Annotated in this window: 23 protein-coding genes and 1 pseudogene; 22 read left to right on the forward strand and 2 right to left on the reverse strand. The window is 59.8% G+C overall.

Annotated features, from left to right (window positions below):
• The first annotated feature begins 182 nt into the window (after positions 1-182).
• From ACP7CJ_RS27050 to ACP7CJ_RS27150, 21 genes and pseudogenes are all read left to right on the forward strand, one after another.
• A complete protein-coding gene (locus ACP7CJ_RS27050; RefSeq protein ID WP_426102931.1) occupies positions 183-764 on the forward strand; it encodes a hypothetical protein in 582 nt (193 codons plus the stop codon).
• A gap of 491 nt (positions 765-1,255) precedes the next feature.
• Positions 1,256-1,570, forward strand: a complete 315-nt coding sequence (locus ACP7CJ_RS27055; protein ID WP_046486925.1) for a phage holin, lambda family — start codon at positions 1,256-1,258, stop codon at positions 1,568-1,570.
• Entirely contained in the window at positions 1,567-1,791 is a 225-nt protein-coding gene (locus tag ACP7CJ_RS27060; protein WP_426102929.1) for a hypothetical protein, read from the forward strand. The genes ACP7CJ_RS27055 and ACP7CJ_RS27060 overlap by 4 nt, the downstream gene beginning before the upstream one ends.
• Positions 1,778-2,065, forward strand: a complete 288-nt coding sequence (locus ACP7CJ_RS27065; RefSeq protein ID WP_426102927.1) for a hypothetical protein — start codon at positions 1,778-1,780, stop codon at positions 2,063-2,065. Before ACP7CJ_RS27060 ends, ACP7CJ_RS27065 begins: the two co-directional genes overlap by 14 nt.
• Positions 2,066-2,143: 78 nt before the next feature.
• Positions 2,144-2,236: pseudogene (locus ACP7CJ_RS27070) on the forward strand (HGGxSTG domain-containing protein); the annotation flags it as partial.
• A gap of 147 nt (positions 2,237-2,383) precedes the next feature.
• Complete coding sequence (locus tag ACP7CJ_RS27075; protein WP_426102932.1) at positions 2,384-2,665, forward strand: hypothetical protein; 282 nt, start codon at positions 2,384-2,386, stop codon at positions 2,663-2,665.
• On the forward strand, positions 2,655-3,938 hold the full coding sequence (locus tag ACP7CJ_RS27080) for a terminase large subunit domain-containing protein (protein ID WP_426102925.1): 1,284 nt from the start codon (positions 2,655-2,657) through the stop codon (positions 3,936-3,938). The genes ACP7CJ_RS27075 and ACP7CJ_RS27080 overlap by 11 nt, the downstream gene beginning before the upstream one ends.
• 1 nt (position 3,939) lies before the next feature.
• Positions 3,940-5,412: a phage portal protein gene (locus ACP7CJ_RS27085; protein ID WP_426102923.1), complete on the forward strand. Its 1,473-nt coding sequence runs from the start codon at positions 3,940-3,942 to the stop codon at positions 5,410-5,412.
• A 79-nt stretch (positions 5,413-5,491) separates the two neighbouring features.
• Positions 5,492-6,007: a hypothetical protein gene (locus tag ACP7CJ_RS27090; RefSeq protein WP_426102921.1), complete on the forward strand. Its 516-nt coding sequence runs from the start codon at positions 5,492-5,494 to the stop codon at positions 6,005-6,007.
• A gap of 68 nt (positions 6,008-6,075) precedes the next feature.
• Positions 6,076-7,425, forward strand: a complete 1,350-nt coding sequence (locus ACP7CJ_RS27095) for a DUF4043 domain-containing protein (protein WP_426102919.1) — start codon at positions 6,076-6,078, stop codon at positions 7,423-7,425.
• Between the two features lie 42 nt (positions 7,426-7,467).
• A complete protein-coding gene (locus ACP7CJ_RS27100; protein WP_426102917.1) occupies positions 7,468-7,653 on the forward strand; it encodes a hypothetical protein in 186 nt (61 codons plus the stop codon).
• A 3-nt stretch (positions 7,654-7,656) separates the two neighbouring features.
• Positions 7,657-8,037 carry a hypothetical protein gene (locus tag ACP7CJ_RS27105; protein WP_426102915.1) on the forward strand — a complete coding sequence of 127 codons (381 nt, stop codon included), beginning with the start codon at positions 7,657-7,659 and terminating at the stop codon, positions 8,035-8,037.
• Position 8,038: 1 nt separating this feature from the next.
• Positions 8,039-8,677 (forward strand): hypothetical protein, encoded by a 639-nt coding sequence (locus ACP7CJ_RS27110; RefSeq protein ID WP_426102913.1) that lies wholly within the window; start codon positions 8,039-8,041, stop codon positions 8,675-8,677.
• A gap of 2 nt (positions 8,678-8,679) precedes the next feature.
• Positions 8,680-8,877, forward strand: a complete 198-nt coding sequence (locus ACP7CJ_RS27115) for a hypothetical protein (RefSeq protein ID WP_126589698.1) — start codon at positions 8,680-8,682, stop codon at positions 8,875-8,877.
• The gene (locus ACP7CJ_RS27120) at positions 8,877-9,698 is read left to right on the forward strand and encodes a hypothetical protein (RefSeq protein ID WP_426102911.1); all 822 of its coding nucleotides are present in this window, start codon (positions 8,877-8,879) and stop codon (positions 9,696-9,698) included. The genes ACP7CJ_RS27115 and ACP7CJ_RS27120 overlap by 1 nt, the downstream gene beginning before the upstream one ends.
• Positions 9,699-9,707: 9 nt before the next feature.
• The gene (locus ACP7CJ_RS27125; RefSeq protein ID WP_426102909.1) at positions 9,708-9,914 is read left to right on the forward strand and encodes a hypothetical protein; all 207 of its coding nucleotides are present in this window, start codon (positions 9,708-9,710) and stop codon (positions 9,912-9,914) included.
• A 60-nt stretch (positions 9,915-9,974) separates the two neighbouring features.
• Positions 9,975-11,528 carry a phage tail protein gene (locus ACP7CJ_RS27130; protein WP_426102907.1) on the forward strand — a complete coding sequence of 518 codons (1,554 nt, stop codon included), beginning with the start codon at positions 9,975-9,977 and terminating at the stop codon, positions 11,526-11,528.
• 53 nt (positions 11,529-11,581) lie between these two features.
• Complete coding sequence (locus ACP7CJ_RS27135; protein ID WP_426102905.1) at positions 11,582-12,013, forward strand: hypothetical protein; 432 nt, start codon at positions 11,582-11,584, stop codon at positions 12,011-12,013.
• A gap of 93 nt (positions 12,014-12,106) precedes the next feature.
• Entirely contained in the window at positions 12,107-12,514 is a 408-nt protein-coding gene (locus ACP7CJ_RS27140) for a hypothetical protein (RefSeq protein ID WP_426102903.1), read from the forward strand.
• A 35-nt stretch (positions 12,515-12,549) separates the two neighbouring features.
• Positions 12,550-12,696, forward strand: coding sequence for a hypothetical protein (locus ACP7CJ_RS27145; RefSeq protein ID WP_156791915.1), 147 nt, complete (start codon positions 12,550-12,552; stop codon positions 12,694-12,696).
• 3 nt (positions 12,697-12,699) lie between these two features.
• Positions 12,700-13,185, forward strand: a complete 486-nt coding sequence (locus tag ACP7CJ_RS27150) for a hypothetical protein (protein ID WP_426102901.1) — start codon at positions 12,700-12,702, stop codon at positions 13,183-13,185.
• A gap of 6 nt (positions 13,186-13,191) precedes the next feature.
• Here the strand turns inward: ACP7CJ_RS27150 and ACP7CJ_RS27155 are convergent, their stop codons facing one another.
• Positions 13,192-13,608 (reverse strand): hypothetical protein, encoded by a 417-nt coding sequence (locus ACP7CJ_RS27155; protein ID WP_426102899.1) that lies wholly within the window; start codon positions 13,606-13,608, stop codon positions 13,192-13,194.
• A 4-nt stretch (positions 13,609-13,612) separates the two neighbouring features.
• Positions 13,613-13,750 (reverse strand): hypothetical protein, encoded by a 138-nt coding sequence (locus tag ACP7CJ_RS27160; RefSeq protein ID WP_426102897.1) that lies wholly within the window; start codon positions 13,748-13,750, stop codon positions 13,613-13,615.
• 139 nt (positions 13,751-13,889) lie between these two features.
• Here ACP7CJ_RS27160 and ACP7CJ_RS27165 point away from each other — a divergent pair, with 139 nt between their 5' ends.
• Positions 13,890-15,905: a hypothetical protein gene (locus ACP7CJ_RS27165; RefSeq protein ID WP_426102895.1), complete on the forward strand. Its 2,016-nt coding sequence runs from the start codon at positions 13,890-13,892 to the stop codon at positions 15,903-15,905.

A 15,905-nucleotide genomic window follows, 5' to 3' on the forward strand; every position in this document is an offset into this window, starting at 1 on the left:
TGTGGCGGCATCAAGGATGAGGTTGCCGCCCAGTTGCGATCCAGGCTTTGGCTCAGCTTGCCGAGTTCAGCGTTCAGCCTGTACGCCATGATCGCCACGGGGCACACCATTCTGGCAACTTCGAGCTTCATGGCCACCTTATTCATCCTAACTGTCGCATTCCGAAAGCCGGAGGTGGCAGCATGAAAATCAACTCAGCGCGCCAAGCTTGGCATGACTGCAAGTACAATCCGGCCCCCGGCCAGGCCTCCGATGTTGTGCAGCTCGGCGTGGTGGTGCAGAACACCGAGCGCGGCCCTACGGCAAACCACGCAGTGCACGGGGCACTGGCTGGGCACATCCAGTCGGCAATCGCTCGTCTTCACCCGCAGATCCGCGTATTCGGTGACTTCATGTACGCCGCCGAGCAAAGCGACGACATCCGGGAGGCGGCGGAAGAGGTCGTGTTCCTGCTGGTGCAAAACCGCTCTCCACGCATGACCGCGGCAAAGCGCGAGAAGCTGGAGTTCGTCGTAAAGGGCGTGCTACGCCGGTACCAGCACATGCACCAGGGCGGGCAATCGTCCAACGAAGACCCGCTGGCCAACGCCGAGAAGTTCAGGGCCTGGATGTGGCAGGTTTACGAAGTGCGCCTGGAGTCTTGCAACTGGGAGCGGGATTGGGGTGGCGTGCTGCAGCTGATCTTTGAGTGCTGCGAGGATTTGGACCGCCGCGCACTGAGCCCTGTGGCAGCGGTAATTTACGAAATGCGCGAGGCCGCATGAGGGCCTATTGCGTTCCCGTGCGGCTGGTGGCATATTAGCGACATCCTGATAATTTTGCCTTCGGCAACTTAATCACTGATCCAAGAAAACCCGGCCACCGCGCCGGGTTTTTTATTGCTCAAAATTCACTGCAGCCAGGGCAGCCCTCGGGAGGCCTGGACGCTGATAAGCCGGTAGTGCAGCGCTACGGAAAAACACCGGCAGCCCAACACGCTTTCAGGGTGGCGCGAGACAGGAACAGCGAGATCGATGCACTTGGGTGTCGACGCCGTGATGGTCTTTGGCTGGCAGCGTGGGAAGACACGCGCACCTATTCAGGGCCTCGACATTGATCGAGGCCTTCTTGTTTTCGGCCCCGCCACACCCTTCGCTCTGAGCTGGGAGTGCCGCCGGGGCTGATCTATTCGCCGCTGCTCCCCAGCGTTTGGCCGCCACCTGACGGTCTTTTTTATTCTCCTACTCCCAGAAGGGAGGACTTCGGATTGAAAATCATGCCCGAAAAAGACCCTTCCTTCTGGGCGCTCGTCCTCGCCGCGCTTCGGGATAACGGCCTATCAATGGCTCTCACCTTCCTGCTGATCTACCTGCGCGTCCAATACGACGGGAAGGAGACCAGCACGGTACGCAAGCTGATCGAGGCAACTCTCGGTGCGCTGATGGTGATGGTGGTAGGACTGACCGTAAAGGAATTCGGGTTCAGCATTGGCTGGTCATTCTTCGCTGCTGGGTTCGTTGGAATCCTGGGCGTTGACCAAGTTCGGCAGCTCGGCAAGCGATGGTCTGATCGCAAGGCAGATGAGATATGAAGCTGATTGAGAGCGCTGGAAGCTGGCACCGGCTGTGGTCGGTACGTCTGGCCCTGGCCGGGGCGGTGCTGAACGCAGGCGCTATCGGCTGGACGGTATTCCAGGGCGCAGTCAACCCGCTGATCTACGCTGCCATCAACATGGCGCTGGGGGTCAGCGTTGCTGTTGTCCGTGTGCTGTCACAGCCACAGCCTGACGGTGACAAGAATGAAAACCCCTAACTTCCTGAAATCAATCGTCGCATGGATTGCGAAGCTCTTCTTAGAGGCTCCAGTCATGTCCGAATTGCCAGTTGAAGCACAAGAAGCCATTGCATCGTCGGCTCCGGTCGTTGTGGTCCCTGAGGTTGCAGCGCCTGTTGCCCAGGTAAGCGAGCCTGCCCCCGCCCCGGCGCCCGACCTGATCGCCAAGCTCGAAACCATCCTGTCCGCCCTCGGCCATGAACTCCCTGTGTTCTGGGATGAGGCTGTAGCGCTGGCGAAGAAGGCTCTGTAATCGAATGATCATTGAATGACGTTCGAGCGACGTTGAATGAGGCGTTCGCGAAATTAACCCCATGAATGAGATGAGCCCATGGCCCTATGCGGCGCTAAAACGCGCTCAGGGGGACCATGTAAGCGACACGCTGTTCCGGGTTCCTCGCGCTGCAAACTTCACGGTGGCAAGAGTTCAGGCCCGCCCAAGGGGAGCAAGAACGCTGCCAAGCCCGGCTCAATCTATAGCCAGTTCCTAACTGATGAGGAAGCCGACCTTCTGCCGAGCATTGAGCTTGGGTCGGTCGACGATGAATTGCGTCTGACTCGGATCAGGCTGATGCGCGCGCTGGCTCAAGAGGCTCGTGTTGAGCGTGAAGGCGCCGGCGAGTACCAGGCCAAGACCGAAGAGAAGTTCAAGGTCCGCGACTACGCCGGGCTGATTGATCGCCTGACGGCTCGCATTGAATCGTTGGAGGCTCGTCGTTCGTACTTGATGACCCAGAGCCAAGAGCGCGCATTACGTGGCCTTGAGCTGGCCGACAAAGAGCGCGAACACGGCAAGTCTGGCGGTGGCCCTGTAACTGGCATTGCGGTAAGGGTGGTCACCAATGGCGCGTGAAATCGAGATGGTGATGACTGCGCCGCAGTCTGAGTTCTTCCTGAAAACCTGCAAGTATCCGGCGTTCGTCGGCGGCTTCGGCACCGGGAAGACTGAGACCCTGGCCAACTGCGCTATTCGTGACGGCTTCGAAGCATCGACCGGCATGATTGCCCTCTATGAGCCGACCTACGACCTGGTGCGCCTGATCCTGGCGCCTCGGATCGAAGAGAAGCTCACCGACTACGGCATTCGGTACAAGTACAACAAGCAAGAGAACATCATTTACTGCAGCTCGGGCGGCTGTGCCGACTTTGTGCTGCGGACGCTGGACAACCCGGCCCGGATCGTTGGTTATGAGTCGTACTGCGCTCATGTGGACGAACTGGACACGCTCAAGCGTGATCATGCTGCCGACGCATGGCGCAAGATCATTGCGCGGAACAGGCAGCGCCCCAAGGGCGTCCAGAACCCATTCAATCGGGTGAGCGTATACACCACACCGGAAGGCTTTCGTTTCGTTTACGAGACATGGAAGCGTGACGCCAAGCCAGGATACGAGATTGTCCAGGCACCGACGCGCACCAATCCATTCCTGCCGCCCGACTATATCGACAGCCTGCGTGCCAGTTACCCGCCGCAATTGATCGAGGCTTACCTCGAGGGCGAGTTCGTCAACCTGACATCCGGCGCTGTGTACCCGGAGTTCTCCCGGGTGCTGAACCACGTCGACACCACTGTGCAGCCTGGCGAGCCGGTCCACGTCGGCATCGACTTCAACGTCAACAACATGGCCGGGATCATCTACGTCATGCGAGACGGTGCGCTGCACGCTGCTGACGAGATGGTCAAGGTGCGCGACACGCCTGAGCTGGCCCGCATGATTCGCGAGCGCTACCTGCTCCAGGGTCACCACGTCACGGTCTACCCTGACGCCAGCGGACAGAACACCAGCAGCAAGGGCGCGTCGATATCCGACCTGTCCATCCTGCAGCAAGCCGGCTTCACGGTCCGCGCCAACAGCGTCAACCCACGGGTCAAGGACCGGGTCAACGCTGTCAACGCGCAGATCCTAAGCGGGACCGGCGTTCGCCGCCTAAAGGTCAACACCAGCAAGTGCCCAGCGCTCACTGAGTGCCTGGAACAGCAGCCCTACAACGATCACGGCGAGCCAGACAAGACAACCGGCCATGACCACGCATGTGACGCAGCCGGCTACCCGATTGCGTTCCTGTTCCCGGTCTGCAAGCCAGTCGCAACCCACGGCGCTCACGTGCCCCACATGAGCCGATAGCATGGACTTCCAGTATCTCTGCAGCACCTACCCATGCGACAAGGACTACCCAGACCGCACGCACACCCTGCAAGCGCTCACGAGGGTCATTGACGGCAAGATGTACGAGGGATTGGTGTACCACTTCGCCCAGGAGGCGAACGAGGGCACAGGCGAGTACATCCCGCTGCACAAGCGGCGCCCGTCGGTTCGGTACAACCTGAGCCGCACAGTGGTGGACGACTCGGTAAGCCTGCTGTTCTCCGAAGGTCACTTCCCGTCGGTGGACTGCAAGAATGAGGCGACCCGTGACGCCCTGGAGCTGATCATCAAGGACAGCGGCCTCAACGAGGTGCTGATCGACGCTGCAACGCGCGGATCGGTTGGCTCAGTGGCCGTCCTGCTGCGGGTGCTCAAGGATCGCGTGTTCTGGCAGGTGATGCCGACGGCCTACCTGACGCCAGCATGGGACCCGCAAGCCCCTGACACGCTGCTCAAGGTTATTGAGCAGTACAAGGTGCTGGGTGATGCGCTCAAGGCCATGGGTTACACCATCACCGACAAGGATTTGAAGCAAAACTTCTGGTTCCGGCGCGAGTGGGACGACAAGGCCGAGACATGGTTCTTGCCGCTGCTCGTGAGCGCCCAGAAGGAAGGCCACGCATTCAAGGCCGACAAGGCCAAGACCACCACGCACAAGCTCGGCTTCGTGCCGATCGCCTGGGTCAAGAACCTGCCCGGCGGTGACGATATTGACGGCGCGCCGACGATGCCTTCCGAGGCCATCGACACCCAGATCGAGATCGACTATCAGCTCTCCCAGTGCGGCCGGGGTCTTCGGTACTCGTCAGACCCTACGCTGCACATCAAGCAGCCGGCGTTCAGCGACAACTCGATGGTCGTGGGTGCTGGTCGCGCAATCGTTACGTCTGCCGATGGTGACGCCAAGCTGCTGGAGATCAACGGCACGGCCGTCTCAGCAGTGATCGACTACGTGCGCGCTGCCCGTGAGCTGGCCCTTGAGACCGCCCACGGCAACCGCAGCAATGCCGACAAGCTGAGTGCTGCTACGTCTGGCCGGGCCATGGAGCTGATGAATCAGTCCCTGATCTGGTTGGCCGACAAACTGCGCATCAGCTACGGCGAAGGCGCGATGCTAGAGCTGCTGGGCATGGTTATCAAGGCCGCCGCCAAGTTCAATCTGGTCGACCGCAAAGGTCGCAAGATCGGCGCCCTGGATGATAGCGAGGACGTTTCACTGCGCTGGCCGCAGTGGTACGCGCCGACCTACGCCGACAAGCAGACCCAGGCGACCACGCTGGACGTACTGCGCCTGGCCGGCCTGCTATCGCAAGAGACTGCCGTCAAGTCGCTGGCCGAGAGCTACGACATTGAGGACCCCGAAGACGAGATCCGCAAGATCGATGCCAGTCCGCCGCCACCGAATGCCGCCGTTCCGGCCGAGCAGAAGCCCGACCAGAAAAGCGACGATTAGCGAGCTACACGCAAACGCGGACGATTCCGCTAAAACCTCGCCTGGCTGATGCCGGGTTATTCAAGTTTGGAGACGACAGATGTCCGACCAAGATCCGAAGCCGGATGACAAAGGCAGCTTCAGTGCTGAGTACGTTCGTGAACTGCGCGCCGAAAACAAGGGCTTGCGCCTGAAAAATACCGAGCTTCAGACGAAATACGACAGCTTTGAAGTCGAGAAGGCAGCCGCCATCAAGACCGCTGTCGAAGAAGCCGCCGCCCTGGCCAAGACCGAGGCCCTCAAGGAAGCCACTGCAGACGCCGACAAGCGCGTTCTGCTGGCCGAACTGAAGGGCGAAGCAGTCAAGGCGGGCCTCGTAGACCTGGACCAACTGAAGTTGCTCGACGTCGACAAGGTCAAGCTGGTTGATGGCAAGTTGGACGGCGCTGAAGCGCTCTTCAATAGCTTGAAGGAGTCGAAGCCGTACCTGTTCGGCACCAGTTCGAACAGCAGCACACCCAATCCAACGCCGCCAAAGACTCCCGACGCAGGCAAGTCCGCCAAGGACATGACCGCAGACGAGTACGCAGCAGCACGGGCCGCAATCGTAAGTTAACGCGGCCGCATCCTATCGGGGCAAGACGCCCAGGGGAATGACCTAACCCTCATTCATCTGGAGCTATCATGCCCATTCAAAATATGCCGACGGCTCTGCAGCCGATCATCCAACAGGGTTTTCTGGAGCGCGAGTTCCACGATGGCCTGACTTCCGCCCTGGGCTATCGCGCCGTGGCCGACCGCGAGCCGGTTGCCATCAACGTCGGTGAGACCGTCACCAAGACCCGCACCGGTCTGAAGGCTCCGGTCACCACGCCGTTGAACCCGGCGAGCAACACCAACCTGGACAACGGCCTGACCCCGTCTGCGTTCACCATCGAGCAGTACACGCTCGGCATCAACCAGTACGCGGATACCATCGACCTCAACGTCGTGACCAGCCAGGTCGGTATCGCCAACCAGTTCCTGAAGAACGCGAAGACCAACGGCGTCCAGGCTCGCCAGTCGCTTGACCGGATTGCCCGGAACGCGCTGTTCAACGCCTACCTGGGTGGCAACACCCGCGTCCGCACCACCCTGGGCGCACTTGCTGCGACCATCGCGGTCGATGACGTGCGTGGCTTCCAGACCGTACTGGTCAACGGCCAGATGGTTTCGGTATCCGGCACCAACACTGCCGGCGTGCTGGTGGGTTCCAACGTCTACACCCTGACTGGCGTAGCGGTTGACGGCTCGAACGTATCCACCTCGCCGATGGGTATCTCGGGCACCTTGACCTTCTCGGGCAACGTGACCGTGGCTGACGGCACTGCGCTGAACGGCGTGGCGCACCTGAACGCACCTGTCCTGGTGCGCCCGAACGGCAAATGGACTGGCGGCTCGGCTGCTGGTGCAACCACTGCCACCAGCGCCCTGGCCACCACTGACCTGCTGACCCTCGGCACCATCGAGGATGCGGTTGCTGCGCTGCGCAACAACACCGGTATGCAGGACGAGATGTTCAACCTGTACCTGGACAACGTGTCGATGCGCCAACTGTTCGCGGACGGCGACTTCAAGCTGATGTACCAAGGTCAGTACGGCTCGCCGGAAGCGCGTCAGGGCAAGGTGTTCCAGTTGGCGGGTGTGAACTTCATCCCTACCACTGAAGCGCTGACCCAGGCCCGTGGCGCGCTGGCCACCGCTGTACGTCGTCCGATTCTGTGCGCCCCCGGCTCGCTGGTCGAAGGTGACTTTGCCGGTATGGCTCAAAAGGCCCACGAAACCTGGGGTATCAACTCCGAAGTGCAGATGTCCGAAGGCGTCGTTCAGGTTACTCGCGGCCCACTCGACCGCCTGAGCCAGATCGTTGCTCAGTCGTGGTTCTGGATCGGCGGCTTTGCCGTTCCGACCGACGCCACTGCCAACAGCTCGATCATCCCAACCGCCGGCGCCCAGTACCTGAAGCGCTCGGTCGTGATCGAACACGCAGGCTAACCCCTCATAGCCCCGGCTTCGGTCGGGGCTTCGGAGATGCACATGGCACGCAAAAAACTTGATGGCGAAGACATGCCGGACGTCAACCCCGAGTCCGTCACCTTGGCCAGCTATTACGGCTTCTACGATGAGGAAGGCAACGGCCGGTTCTGGTCGGAAGGCCAGGTTGTCATCGATCCTGCTGACGTCGAGCTTCTGCTTGAGCGCGACGCGCCACTGAAGGACTGAATCATGCTCACCACCGCGGAAAAGGTAGATGCGCGCCGCTACTGCGGTTACGGCATGTTCGGGCAGCAGGCTTTGCCGGCCAACGGATACCGGTTCTCGACTGCTTACGGCACGCTCGAGTACAAGCTGAACAACATGCTGCCAGAGGAAGAGGCGGTATTCCGCACGATCTACGTGGCCAACCTGGCGCTGCTGGAGACTGACATCCCCGGCGTGCGCGAGAACCTGGACACGGATCAGGCCGCCGTATGGACGCACAACAAAAACGAGCTGCGCGATCGCGCTGACTTGTTCAGCTACTACCGCCGCGAGCTGTGCAAGTTCATGGGCATTCCTCCAGGCCCCGGCCTGGGCGATGGCGGCGGTATCAGGCTGGTGGTGTGACATGGACGGCACAAAGCTCCAGGCCAAGATTTACAAAGGGTACGGGCAGGCAGCCAAGCGTATCGGTTTCGACTACCAGCAATTTCGCGCCACGAGCGCCAGTAACCCGCTGTCGTCAACCGCTTTGCAGACGCTGCCTGCGTCGTTCACCACGAATTTCAGCTACTCCGCGCCTAACAAGTACGGCCAGGCCACTTGGCTTGGGCTGTTCGACGCGCGCCCGTTTGAGGTTGGCGACTTTCTCGTCGGCCGTCAGGGGACATTCTTCATCGCCGCCATGCAGGACACGCTGCCGATCTACTGCGTGCAGACGAATCGCGTTGTGAGCGTGCTGCGCGATCACCAGGATCAAAGCGTTGGCCTTGGCGCGTACTCCGGCGGCACTCGGGCGACCGAGGTCGCACTCATGCAAGGCTGGCCCGCCAGCATCTTGCAGGGCACGAAGGGTGAGACCAACGACGCCAAGCTGCCGCTGGACGTGAAAACGCCGTGGTGGCTGATCCTTATGCCCGCCTGGCCTGGCATCGTCCTGCGCACCAGTGATGTGATCCGGTGCGAGCTTGACCGGAAATACGTGATTTCGAGCGCTGAACTGACCGATATGGGTTGGCGCATCACCGCAATGCAGGCGCAGGTGTGACGATGGATACAGGAAGCGCGTTTCGCGATCACCTTCAGTCCAGTCCGGCAGCCTGCGCGTTCCGAAAGTCGTGGAATGGCGAGGCCTACATTCGCTACAGCGGCCTTGGCCTGACTATTCACCGCCGGCATGACCCTGAAAGCTATCCCTATGCCTTCAGCTTCGAAGATTTCACCGCTGAAGACTGGGAGTTGGCGTAATGGCGAGCCTTACTGACGTACTGAAGCAGGTCGCGGCCCAGATTGCGGCGATCGTCTACCCGAACGGCACCGGGCAGCCAAGCGTTGCCGGGTTCCCGATCCGGGTTTACCCAGGCTGGCCTGTGCCCGAACAGCTTGAGGCTGACCTGGCCGCAGGGATTGCGCACATCAGCGTGTACCCGCACGGCAAGGATCGCAGCACTACCCGCTACCTGGGCAGATCATGGATTCCGCTGACGGCGCCGGTCCACACGCTGGTCATGACCGTCGCCGGGGCGGCCGTGACCCTGTCCGGAACGATCAGCGCACAGAACATCATGATCAACCTGAACGGCACCAGCTATGTCTATGCCGTGCAGCAATCGGACACGCTCACGAGCGCAGCCACTGCGCTTGCGTACCTGATCCCTGGCGCGACTAGCTCTGGCCCGGCTATCACGCTTACAGGGGCTCATGCGGTCCTTGCCAGGGTCGGCGGCTTCGGCACGGCCTACAAGGAAACGAAGCGCCAGGAGCAGTCGGTGCAGGTCATCGTCTGGGCCAACAGCCCGGCGGCGCGTGACGCGGTAGTGAGTCCGCTCGACTCGGCCCTGTCCGACAGCAACAGCATCTCGTTCATCGACGGCTCGTTCGGTGTCATCCGGTCAAACGGCTCGCTGATGACTGACCAGCTCCAGAAGGCCGACCTGTACCGGGTCGACCTGTTCTACATGATCGATTACGCAACAACGCAGACCATGCAGGCTGCCGAGATCATTGCCCCAGGGGACAATATCTCGACAACGCCCGCTGGAGCACCCGCAACCACTCGAAACCCTTGAGGCCCAAAAATGGACTCCGATATTCCAGATAGCACCGCGGTTGCCACTTCAGCACCTGCATCGGCCTCGAAGGCCAAGACATCCCCGTTCAGCCTCACCGTCAAGTTCGCCTTTGCCGACTACCACGTAGGCCAAGTGCTGACTGATCCTGATGAAGTCGCTGCCGTACTGGCTGGCGAGTGCGTCGGTAACGTCCTGAAAGTCGCCAACGCCTAACAGGCAAACCCATACACAAAAAGCCGCCCACTGAGGCGGCTTTTTCATTAGGAGAGAGCCATGTCCATCTACCAGGCAGGCAGTTTGAACCAAACGGCGCTGACGGCTCCGGATTTGTACGTCGGGATCGTTCCGCCAAAGACTCGCTACATCAACGGCATTGCAACCGACGTGCTCGGCATCGTCGGTGTTGCTGACTGGGGCCCGGTCAACAGCGCAGTCTTGATCGGATCGGCAAGCGACCTGACCCAGAAATTCGGTACGCCAAGCGTTCGCAAATACGACTTGTGCACTGCGATTTCGGTGTCCATTCAGGTGGGCGCCGCAAACATTCGGGCGGTCCGCGTCACTGACGGTACCGACACCGCCGCCACCGCAACCCTGAAGGACACCGCAGTCGCCACGGGCGTGACGCTGACCGCTTATTACACCGGCATCACCGGAAATCAGCTTAGCGCAACCCTTTCTGCTGGCACCGCCGCTTCAAGCTGGAAACTCGTCGTTTCTCTGCCGGGATTGACGCCTGAAGTGTTCGACAACATCACCGGCACTGGTCTGGCGCTGTGGCAGAACATCGTCAGCGCCGTGAATAACGGCCAGTCTGGCATGCGCGGCGCTTCGCAGTTGGTGATCGCCACTGTAGGCGCGTCCGTAGTTGCTCCCGCTACCACCCAGACCGTCGCCTTCACTACTGGCACATCTGGCAACACCACGATCACGGACTCCGTTCTGGTTGGTGTCGATGGCGTGGTGGGTACTGGCCGCAAAGGCATGTATGCGTTGCGTAGCAGCAATGCTCAGGTTGCCAACCTGGTTGACGTGACCGACCCAACCCAGTGGCCAACCATGGCGACCTATGGCTTGCAGGAAGGCTGCTATATGGTCACCCAGGGGCCGGCCGGCGCCTCGTACTCGACCGTATCGGCAAGCCTGACGACCGCTGGCGTCGATAACTATTGCATGAAAGTGATGGTTGGGGACTGGGATTACTGGGCAGACCAGCTCAACGCTCAGAACCGCATGCTTGCCCCTGCAACATTTGCAGCCGCCAAGCTTGCAGCTTTGAACCCAAGCCTAAGCATCCTGAACAAGCAAATCGGCAATATCGTGTCTACCCAGCGCAACCTGACAAACCAGGCCTACAGCGGTGCGGAAATCGGCGCGATCAACACGGCTCGCCTGGACGTCATCACCAACCCATGCCCGGGCGGCAGCTACTTCGGCGGCAGATCAGGGCTGAACACCTCCAGTAACTCAGCCACCAACGGTGACAACTACACCCGCATGACCAACTACCTCGCCCTGACCATCGCGGCCAACTTCGGCAGCGTAGTCGGCAAGTTGCAGACAGTTGATCAGCGCCGAGAAGCGAAGAACACCATGTCTTCCTGGCTTCAGGGCTTGAAAGACGCCGGGATGATCGGCGACGTCAACGGCGGTCCGGCATTTTCGGTGCAGATCGATTCCGGAAACAACTCGGATGCACAGGTAGCGCTCGGCTACGAAACGGCCGACGTACAGGTCAAGTACCTGTCTGTTATCCGCTTCTTCCTGGTCAACCTGGAAGGCGGTCAGTCCGTGTCGGTCACCGTTTCCAACACCCCGCGCGCCTAAGCGCCCAATAAGCCACATGCCCGCCATTGCGGGCATTTTTTGGAGCATCGGTTATGCCAATTAACGGCTTTACGATGGGCAAGGACGTGTCGATTGATATCAACACGTCCAATGGCCCGCTTCGCCTTCCCGCCGTCACAAAATTCACCTCTGAGCCAGTCCTCGGCAACATCAGCGTCACCACGCTGAATGGCGTCACTGAAGAGGCCCCCTTTCCCAAGAACTGGAAGGGCACAGTCAGCATTGAGCGTCGAGATTCGACGGCTGATGACTACCAGGCTCAGTGGGAGGCGGATTACTTCGGCGGAGTAACGCGCGCCGCGTCGACTATCACGGAGACCATTCAGGAATCCAACGGCAGTTTTTCCACTTACCGGTACACCTCTGTCCAGCTTCAGCTTTCAAAGGCTGGCGATAAGGCTGGCGACAAGACCGTTGAGCAGGATTTCAACTGGACCGCCCAGCGCCGCCTGAAGGTTTCTTAACCCTGTTTGCATGGCAGCCCGGCTCGCAGGGCGCGGGACTCGTCACCCCGCACGCCATGCTCCTTGACGACTCACTGACCAGAGGTTTTACCCATGGCTACCGTAAAAGTTACCGAATCCGCAGCACCGGTCCACGTTGACCAGAAACCCAAGTTCACCACGATTCACGACAGCCTGGGCCGCACCATTCAGCTCCGCAAGCTGGGCCCGCTGGAACAGGGTCGGATCGTGATGGCCGTCGGCGGCGAAATCGCCGGCAACCAGACCTACATGTCTGGCTTCGCGCTGCCGGCCGCCATGGTCGTCTACATCGACGACGTCGGCTTCGGCCTGCCGCAGACCAACAAGCAGATCGAAGCCGTGCTGCAGGAGCTGGGCGAAGAGGGCATGCACGCCATCAACGCTCACTTCACCGAGAAGTACGAGGCCTCCCAGGCTGAAGCCGAGGCCAAAGCACTCAAGGAAGGGCTTAACGCCGAGCAGGCCGCAGCAAAAAACTAGCAACGAACCCCGAGTTTCGCCGGGATTGTTGGCTGGTGAAAAACGGGGTTCCGTTCGATCGCCTGTTCGAATGCGGCCCACTGGAAGACTACGAACGCTTCGCCTTCTCCATCCTGTTCTCGGACTTTGAGGGTGCCGGCGTCTTCAACTGGCACACTATGCAGTTCGATAAGAAGGATTGAGCCATGGAGTTCAAAGACCTGGGCAGCCTGGCGCTGCATATGGCTGGGCAAGAGGTGGCGTTGCTTGCCAGCCTTCGCGCTGGACTTGAGAAGTGCGCCGTGCGCGTTGAGCAGACCGCAAAAGCTGAGATCGGCCATTACCAGGCAGGTATTGGTCCTTTCCCCGCCTGGGCTGAGCTGGCCGAGTCTACCGAAGAGCACAAGGCGAAGATGGGCTACCCGGCCGACTCCCCGCTGCTCGCCAGCGGCGAAATGCAGGGAAGCGTTACGCACACCACAGGCATCTTGGAAGCCGTCATCGGCTCAACCGACCCGAAGATGGTCTATCACGAGTTCGGTACGCCAAAAATGCCGGCGCGCCCAGTGATGGGGCCGGCACTGCTGACAAACAAAGAGTTCATCCGGCGCACGCTGGGCGCCGCGACGGTAGCAGGGCTGATCGGCGGACAGGCGATCCACGCATCGCTGGGGTATGACGATAAGCTGTAGAGCGCCTTACTTCATGCTGGATATAACTGGCGGGATGTCCGACTTAGATAGCGCGATGTAGCGCCCATGCTCGCCGACCCTTGACGAGAATCTGACGCGTCCGACCCCATTCAGCACGGCTCCGGCGTTGTATTTCGCTTCAACAGCCAGAGCAAACGAGCAATCTGCATATCCTGTCTCGCTATCGACCTTCTCTAGAGAGAAGTCGGTCTGCTTCATGTTGACATCTACCGATCCAAAAAAGACCCGAATATTCCTCGTGTCGAAGTAGGACTGGATCAGCGTCTTTATGTCATTGCCCTGGGCGGCCACCAGCGCATCTACCGATGTCTTGGTCTCCGGGCTCCAGCAGATGCTCTTGTCGACTTTATCGCACCCGCTGATGGCTGCAAGGATTCCTGCCGCGACGATCAGTTTCTTCATTTGGTCACCCGAAAAGGACTGAGTAGAGGACGACAGCGACAACCGCCAGTGCGCCGCCAGCAAAGATCATCACCAGGCTGCTGAGTGTGAACACGAGCAGGCCCGTCTGGATGCCGAGACGCTGCCCGCGCTCAACTTTCATGAATGGCCTGGGCTCCCTCATATCAGCGAGATATATCTGCTGGCGAGACCTCTGCACTTCATGGATTCGGCCATTCACCCACTCATACGTGCGCTGATTATTTGCCATGTGATCCAACACCACAAAAGGAAAGCTCATTATGGCATTTGAGGCGTATTCCGTCGCTGTCAAGCTGTCGTTGATCAACCACGTCAGCGCTGGCATGGCCATGATAAGCAAGAGCCTGGCCTCTACCGGTGGTGACGTCGACAAGCTGAATGCAAAGCTGGCCTCGATCGGCAAGCAGGGCGCGATTGGCGCCGCGATGTTCGCTGGCGGCCTGGGCCTGGCCTCGATGCTCAAGGGGCCGCTCGAAGAAGCAAAGAAATTCCAAAACGAGACGGAGCGCTTTCGCTCCCTCGGCCTGGGTGACAAAGTCACCGCTGACGCCGTGAAGTTCGCCAGCGGCATGAACACCTACGGCACCAGCATCCGCGAAAACCTCGGCCTGCTGCGTGACGCTCAGACGGTATTCGGCGACTTCCACGAAGCGCAGATGGTGACGCCGCTCCTGGCCAAGATGAAGTTCGCCAACGCCGCGCTGTACGGCGATGAAGGCGGCGGCATGAAGGATAAAGCCTTCATGGACATGCTGAAGGTCATTGAGATGCGCGGTGGCCTGGCCAGCGAGCAGGCATTCACGAAGCAAGCCAACATGGTCCAGCAGGTGCTGACGGCGACTGGTGGGCGCGTAGGGGCAAACGAATACCTGAACTTCATTAAAACCGGCGGCGTTGCAGCCAAAGGCATGAAGGACGAAAACTTTTATTACAACATGGAGCCGCTGATTCAGGAAATGGGTGGCTCTCGGTCAGGTACCGGCTACATGTCGGCCTACCAAAACTTGGTACAAGGCAGAACCACGCAACGAGCAGCTACCGAGTTGATGCGCATCGGTCTTCTCGATTCCAAGAAGGTCGAGTACGACAAAATCGGGAATATAAAACAGGTTAAGCCTGGAGCCCTTATGGGGCAGGATCAATTCATTCAAGCTCCGTTCCAGTGGATGCAGGACGTCCTACTTCCGTCGTTTAAGGCGAAAGGCATCACCAAAAACCAAGACGTCCTCAACGAAATAGGGGCCATCTTCAGTAACCGCACGGCCGGTCAGTTTTTTTCAACGATGTATACGCAACAGGCCAGTATCGAGAAAAACATGAAGCTCAATGCTGGCGCCGCCGGCATCGATCAGCTTTATGAAAACGCAAAAAACAGCCTTACAGGCAAGAAAATTGAGCTGGACAAGAAGTGGCTCGACCTGCAACTCAAGCTCGGCGACGTGATCCTCCCGCTGGCCATCAAGGCAGTGGACGGACTGAACGTCGCCATCAAGAACCTGACGGTCTGGATTGACGCCAACCCTGGCAAGGTCAGGGCGCTGACATACGCTTTCATGGGGCTGTCGGCATTCCTGATCACCGGCGGACTGATCAATATGACCATCGCCGCCGGGCGCGGGTTTTGGCTGCTGGCCAAAGCACTGATATTTGTCGGTACTGGCGGTCTTGCCCCGCTCATTCCGTGGCTCGCCAGGATGGGGACGTATCTGGTCATGTTCACCATGAATGTGGGCAAGGCGATCCTGTTCCTGGGGCGCGCGCTGCTGCTGAACCCGATCGGCTTGGTCGTCACGGCAATCGCCGCAGCCGCCTTCCTGCTTTGGAACAACTGGTCGGAGATCAGCGGGGCGCTGAAGATGATGTGGAGCGATATGAAGACCGGCTTCATCCAGCTCTTTCATGGCGACATCGGCGGGGCGTTCAAGTCCTTCGCGCTGGTGTTCCTGACTGGCTGGCAGACGATCTTCAACACGCTGATTGCTGGCGCCAACACCATCCTGCCGGCGTCGATGCAGATATCGAAGACCACGTTCGCTGACGAGTACAGAAAAACCGTGCCAGGGGCCGCCCAGCTTGTCGCCCCAGTCCCAGCAAAGGATTACAGCAAGGACCCAATCATTGTGCAGATGAACATGGACGGCAAGCGCGTGGCTGAGGTGGTAGTCGACCGCATGACCAAGTCTGCAATCAAGCCGCGCACCGGCACCCAGGGCTTCGACCCAACTCGCAGCATGTTGATGCCTGGAACCCCAAGCACAGCACTACCAAGGGGATAA

Source organism: Pseudomonas sp. PSPC3-2, assembly GCF_049897085.1.
Taxonomy (GTDB): Bacteria; Pseudomonadota; Gammaproteobacteria; order Pseudomonadales; family Pseudomonadaceae; genus Aquipseudomonas; species Aquipseudomonas paraveronii.

What these genes read in the sequence shown, in the direction of transcription:
- ACP7CJ_RS27050 (WP_426102931.1), top strand. Translation starts at nt 183, where the DNA reads ATGAAAATCAACTCAGCGCGCCAAGCTTGGCATGACTGCAAGTACAAT.
- ACP7CJ_RS27055 (WP_046486925.1), top strand. Translation starts at nt 1,256, where the DNA reads ATGCCCGAAAAAGACCCTTCCTTCTGGGCGCTCGTCCTCGCCGCGCTT.
- ACP7CJ_RS27060 (WP_426102929.1), top strand. Translation starts at nt 1,567, where the DNA reads ATGAAGCTGATTGAGAGCGCTGGAAGCTGGCACCGGCTGTGGTCGGTA.
- ACP7CJ_RS27065 (WP_426102927.1), top strand. Translation starts at nt 1,778, where the DNA reads ATGAAAACCCCTAACTTCCTGAAATCAATCGTCGCATGGATTGCGAAG.
- ACP7CJ_RS27075 (WP_426102932.1), top strand. Translation starts at nt 2,384, where the DNA reads ATGCGCGCGCTGGCTCAAGAGGCTCGTGTTGAGCGTGAAGGCGCCGGC.
- ACP7CJ_RS27080 (WP_426102925.1), top strand. Translation starts at nt 2,655, where the DNA reads ATGGCGCGTGAAATCGAGATGGTGATGACTGCGCCGCAGTCTGAGTTC.
- ACP7CJ_RS27085 (WP_426102923.1), top strand. Translation starts at nt 3,940, where the DNA reads ATGGACTTCCAGTATCTCTGCAGCACCTACCCATGCGACAAGGACTAC.
- ACP7CJ_RS27090 (WP_426102921.1), top strand. Translation starts at nt 5,492, where the DNA reads ATGTCCGACCAAGATCCGAAGCCGGATGACAAAGGCAGCTTCAGTGCT.
- ACP7CJ_RS27095 (WP_426102919.1), top strand. Translation starts at nt 6,076, where the DNA reads ATGCCCATTCAAAATATGCCGACGGCTCTGCAGCCGATCATCCAACAG.
- ACP7CJ_RS27100 (WP_426102917.1), top strand. Translation starts at nt 7,468, where the DNA reads ATGGCACGCAAAAAACTTGATGGCGAAGACATGCCGGACGTCAACCCC.
- ACP7CJ_RS27105 (WP_426102915.1), top strand. Translation starts at nt 7,657, where the DNA reads ATGCTCACCACCGCGGAAAAGGTAGATGCGCGCCGCTACTGCGGTTAC.
- ACP7CJ_RS27110 (WP_426102913.1), top strand. Translation starts at nt 8,039, where the DNA reads ATGGACGGCACAAAGCTCCAGGCCAAGATTTACAAAGGGTACGGGCAG.
- ACP7CJ_RS27115 (WP_126589698.1), top strand. Translation starts at nt 8,680, where the DNA reads ATGGATACAGGAAGCGCGTTTCGCGATCACCTTCAGTCCAGTCCGGCA.
- ACP7CJ_RS27120 (WP_426102911.1), top strand. Translation starts at nt 8,877, where the DNA reads ATGGCGAGCCTTACTGACGTACTGAAGCAGGTCGCGGCCCAGATTGCG.
- ACP7CJ_RS27125 (WP_426102909.1), top strand. Translation starts at nt 9,708, where the DNA reads ATGGACTCCGATATTCCAGATAGCACCGCGGTTGCCACTTCAGCACCT.
- ACP7CJ_RS27130 (WP_426102907.1), top strand. Translation starts at nt 9,975, where the DNA reads ATGTCCATCTACCAGGCAGGCAGTTTGAACCAAACGGCGCTGACGGCT.
- ACP7CJ_RS27135 (WP_426102905.1), top strand. Translation starts at nt 11,582, where the DNA reads ATGCCAATTAACGGCTTTACGATGGGCAAGGACGTGTCGATTGATATC.
- ACP7CJ_RS27140 (WP_426102903.1), top strand. Translation starts at nt 12,107, where the DNA reads ATGGCTACCGTAAAAGTTACCGAATCCGCAGCACCGGTCCACGTTGAC.
- ACP7CJ_RS27150 (WP_426102901.1), top strand. Translation starts at nt 12,700, where the DNA reads ATGGAGTTCAAAGACCTGGGCAGCCTGGCGCTGCATATGGCTGGGCAA.
- ACP7CJ_RS27155 (WP_426102899.1), bottom strand. Translation starts at nt 13,608, where the DNA reads ATGAAGAAACTGATCGTCGCGGCAGGAATCCTTGCAGCCATCAGCGGG.
- ACP7CJ_RS27160 (WP_426102897.1), bottom strand. Translation starts at nt 13,750, where the DNA reads ATGAAAGTTGAGCGCGGGCAGCGTCTCGGCATCCAGACGGGCCTGCTC.
- ACP7CJ_RS27165 (WP_426102895.1), top strand. Translation starts at nt 13,890, where the DNA reads ATGGCATTTGAGGCGTATTCCGTCGCTGTCAAGCTGTCGTTGATCAAC.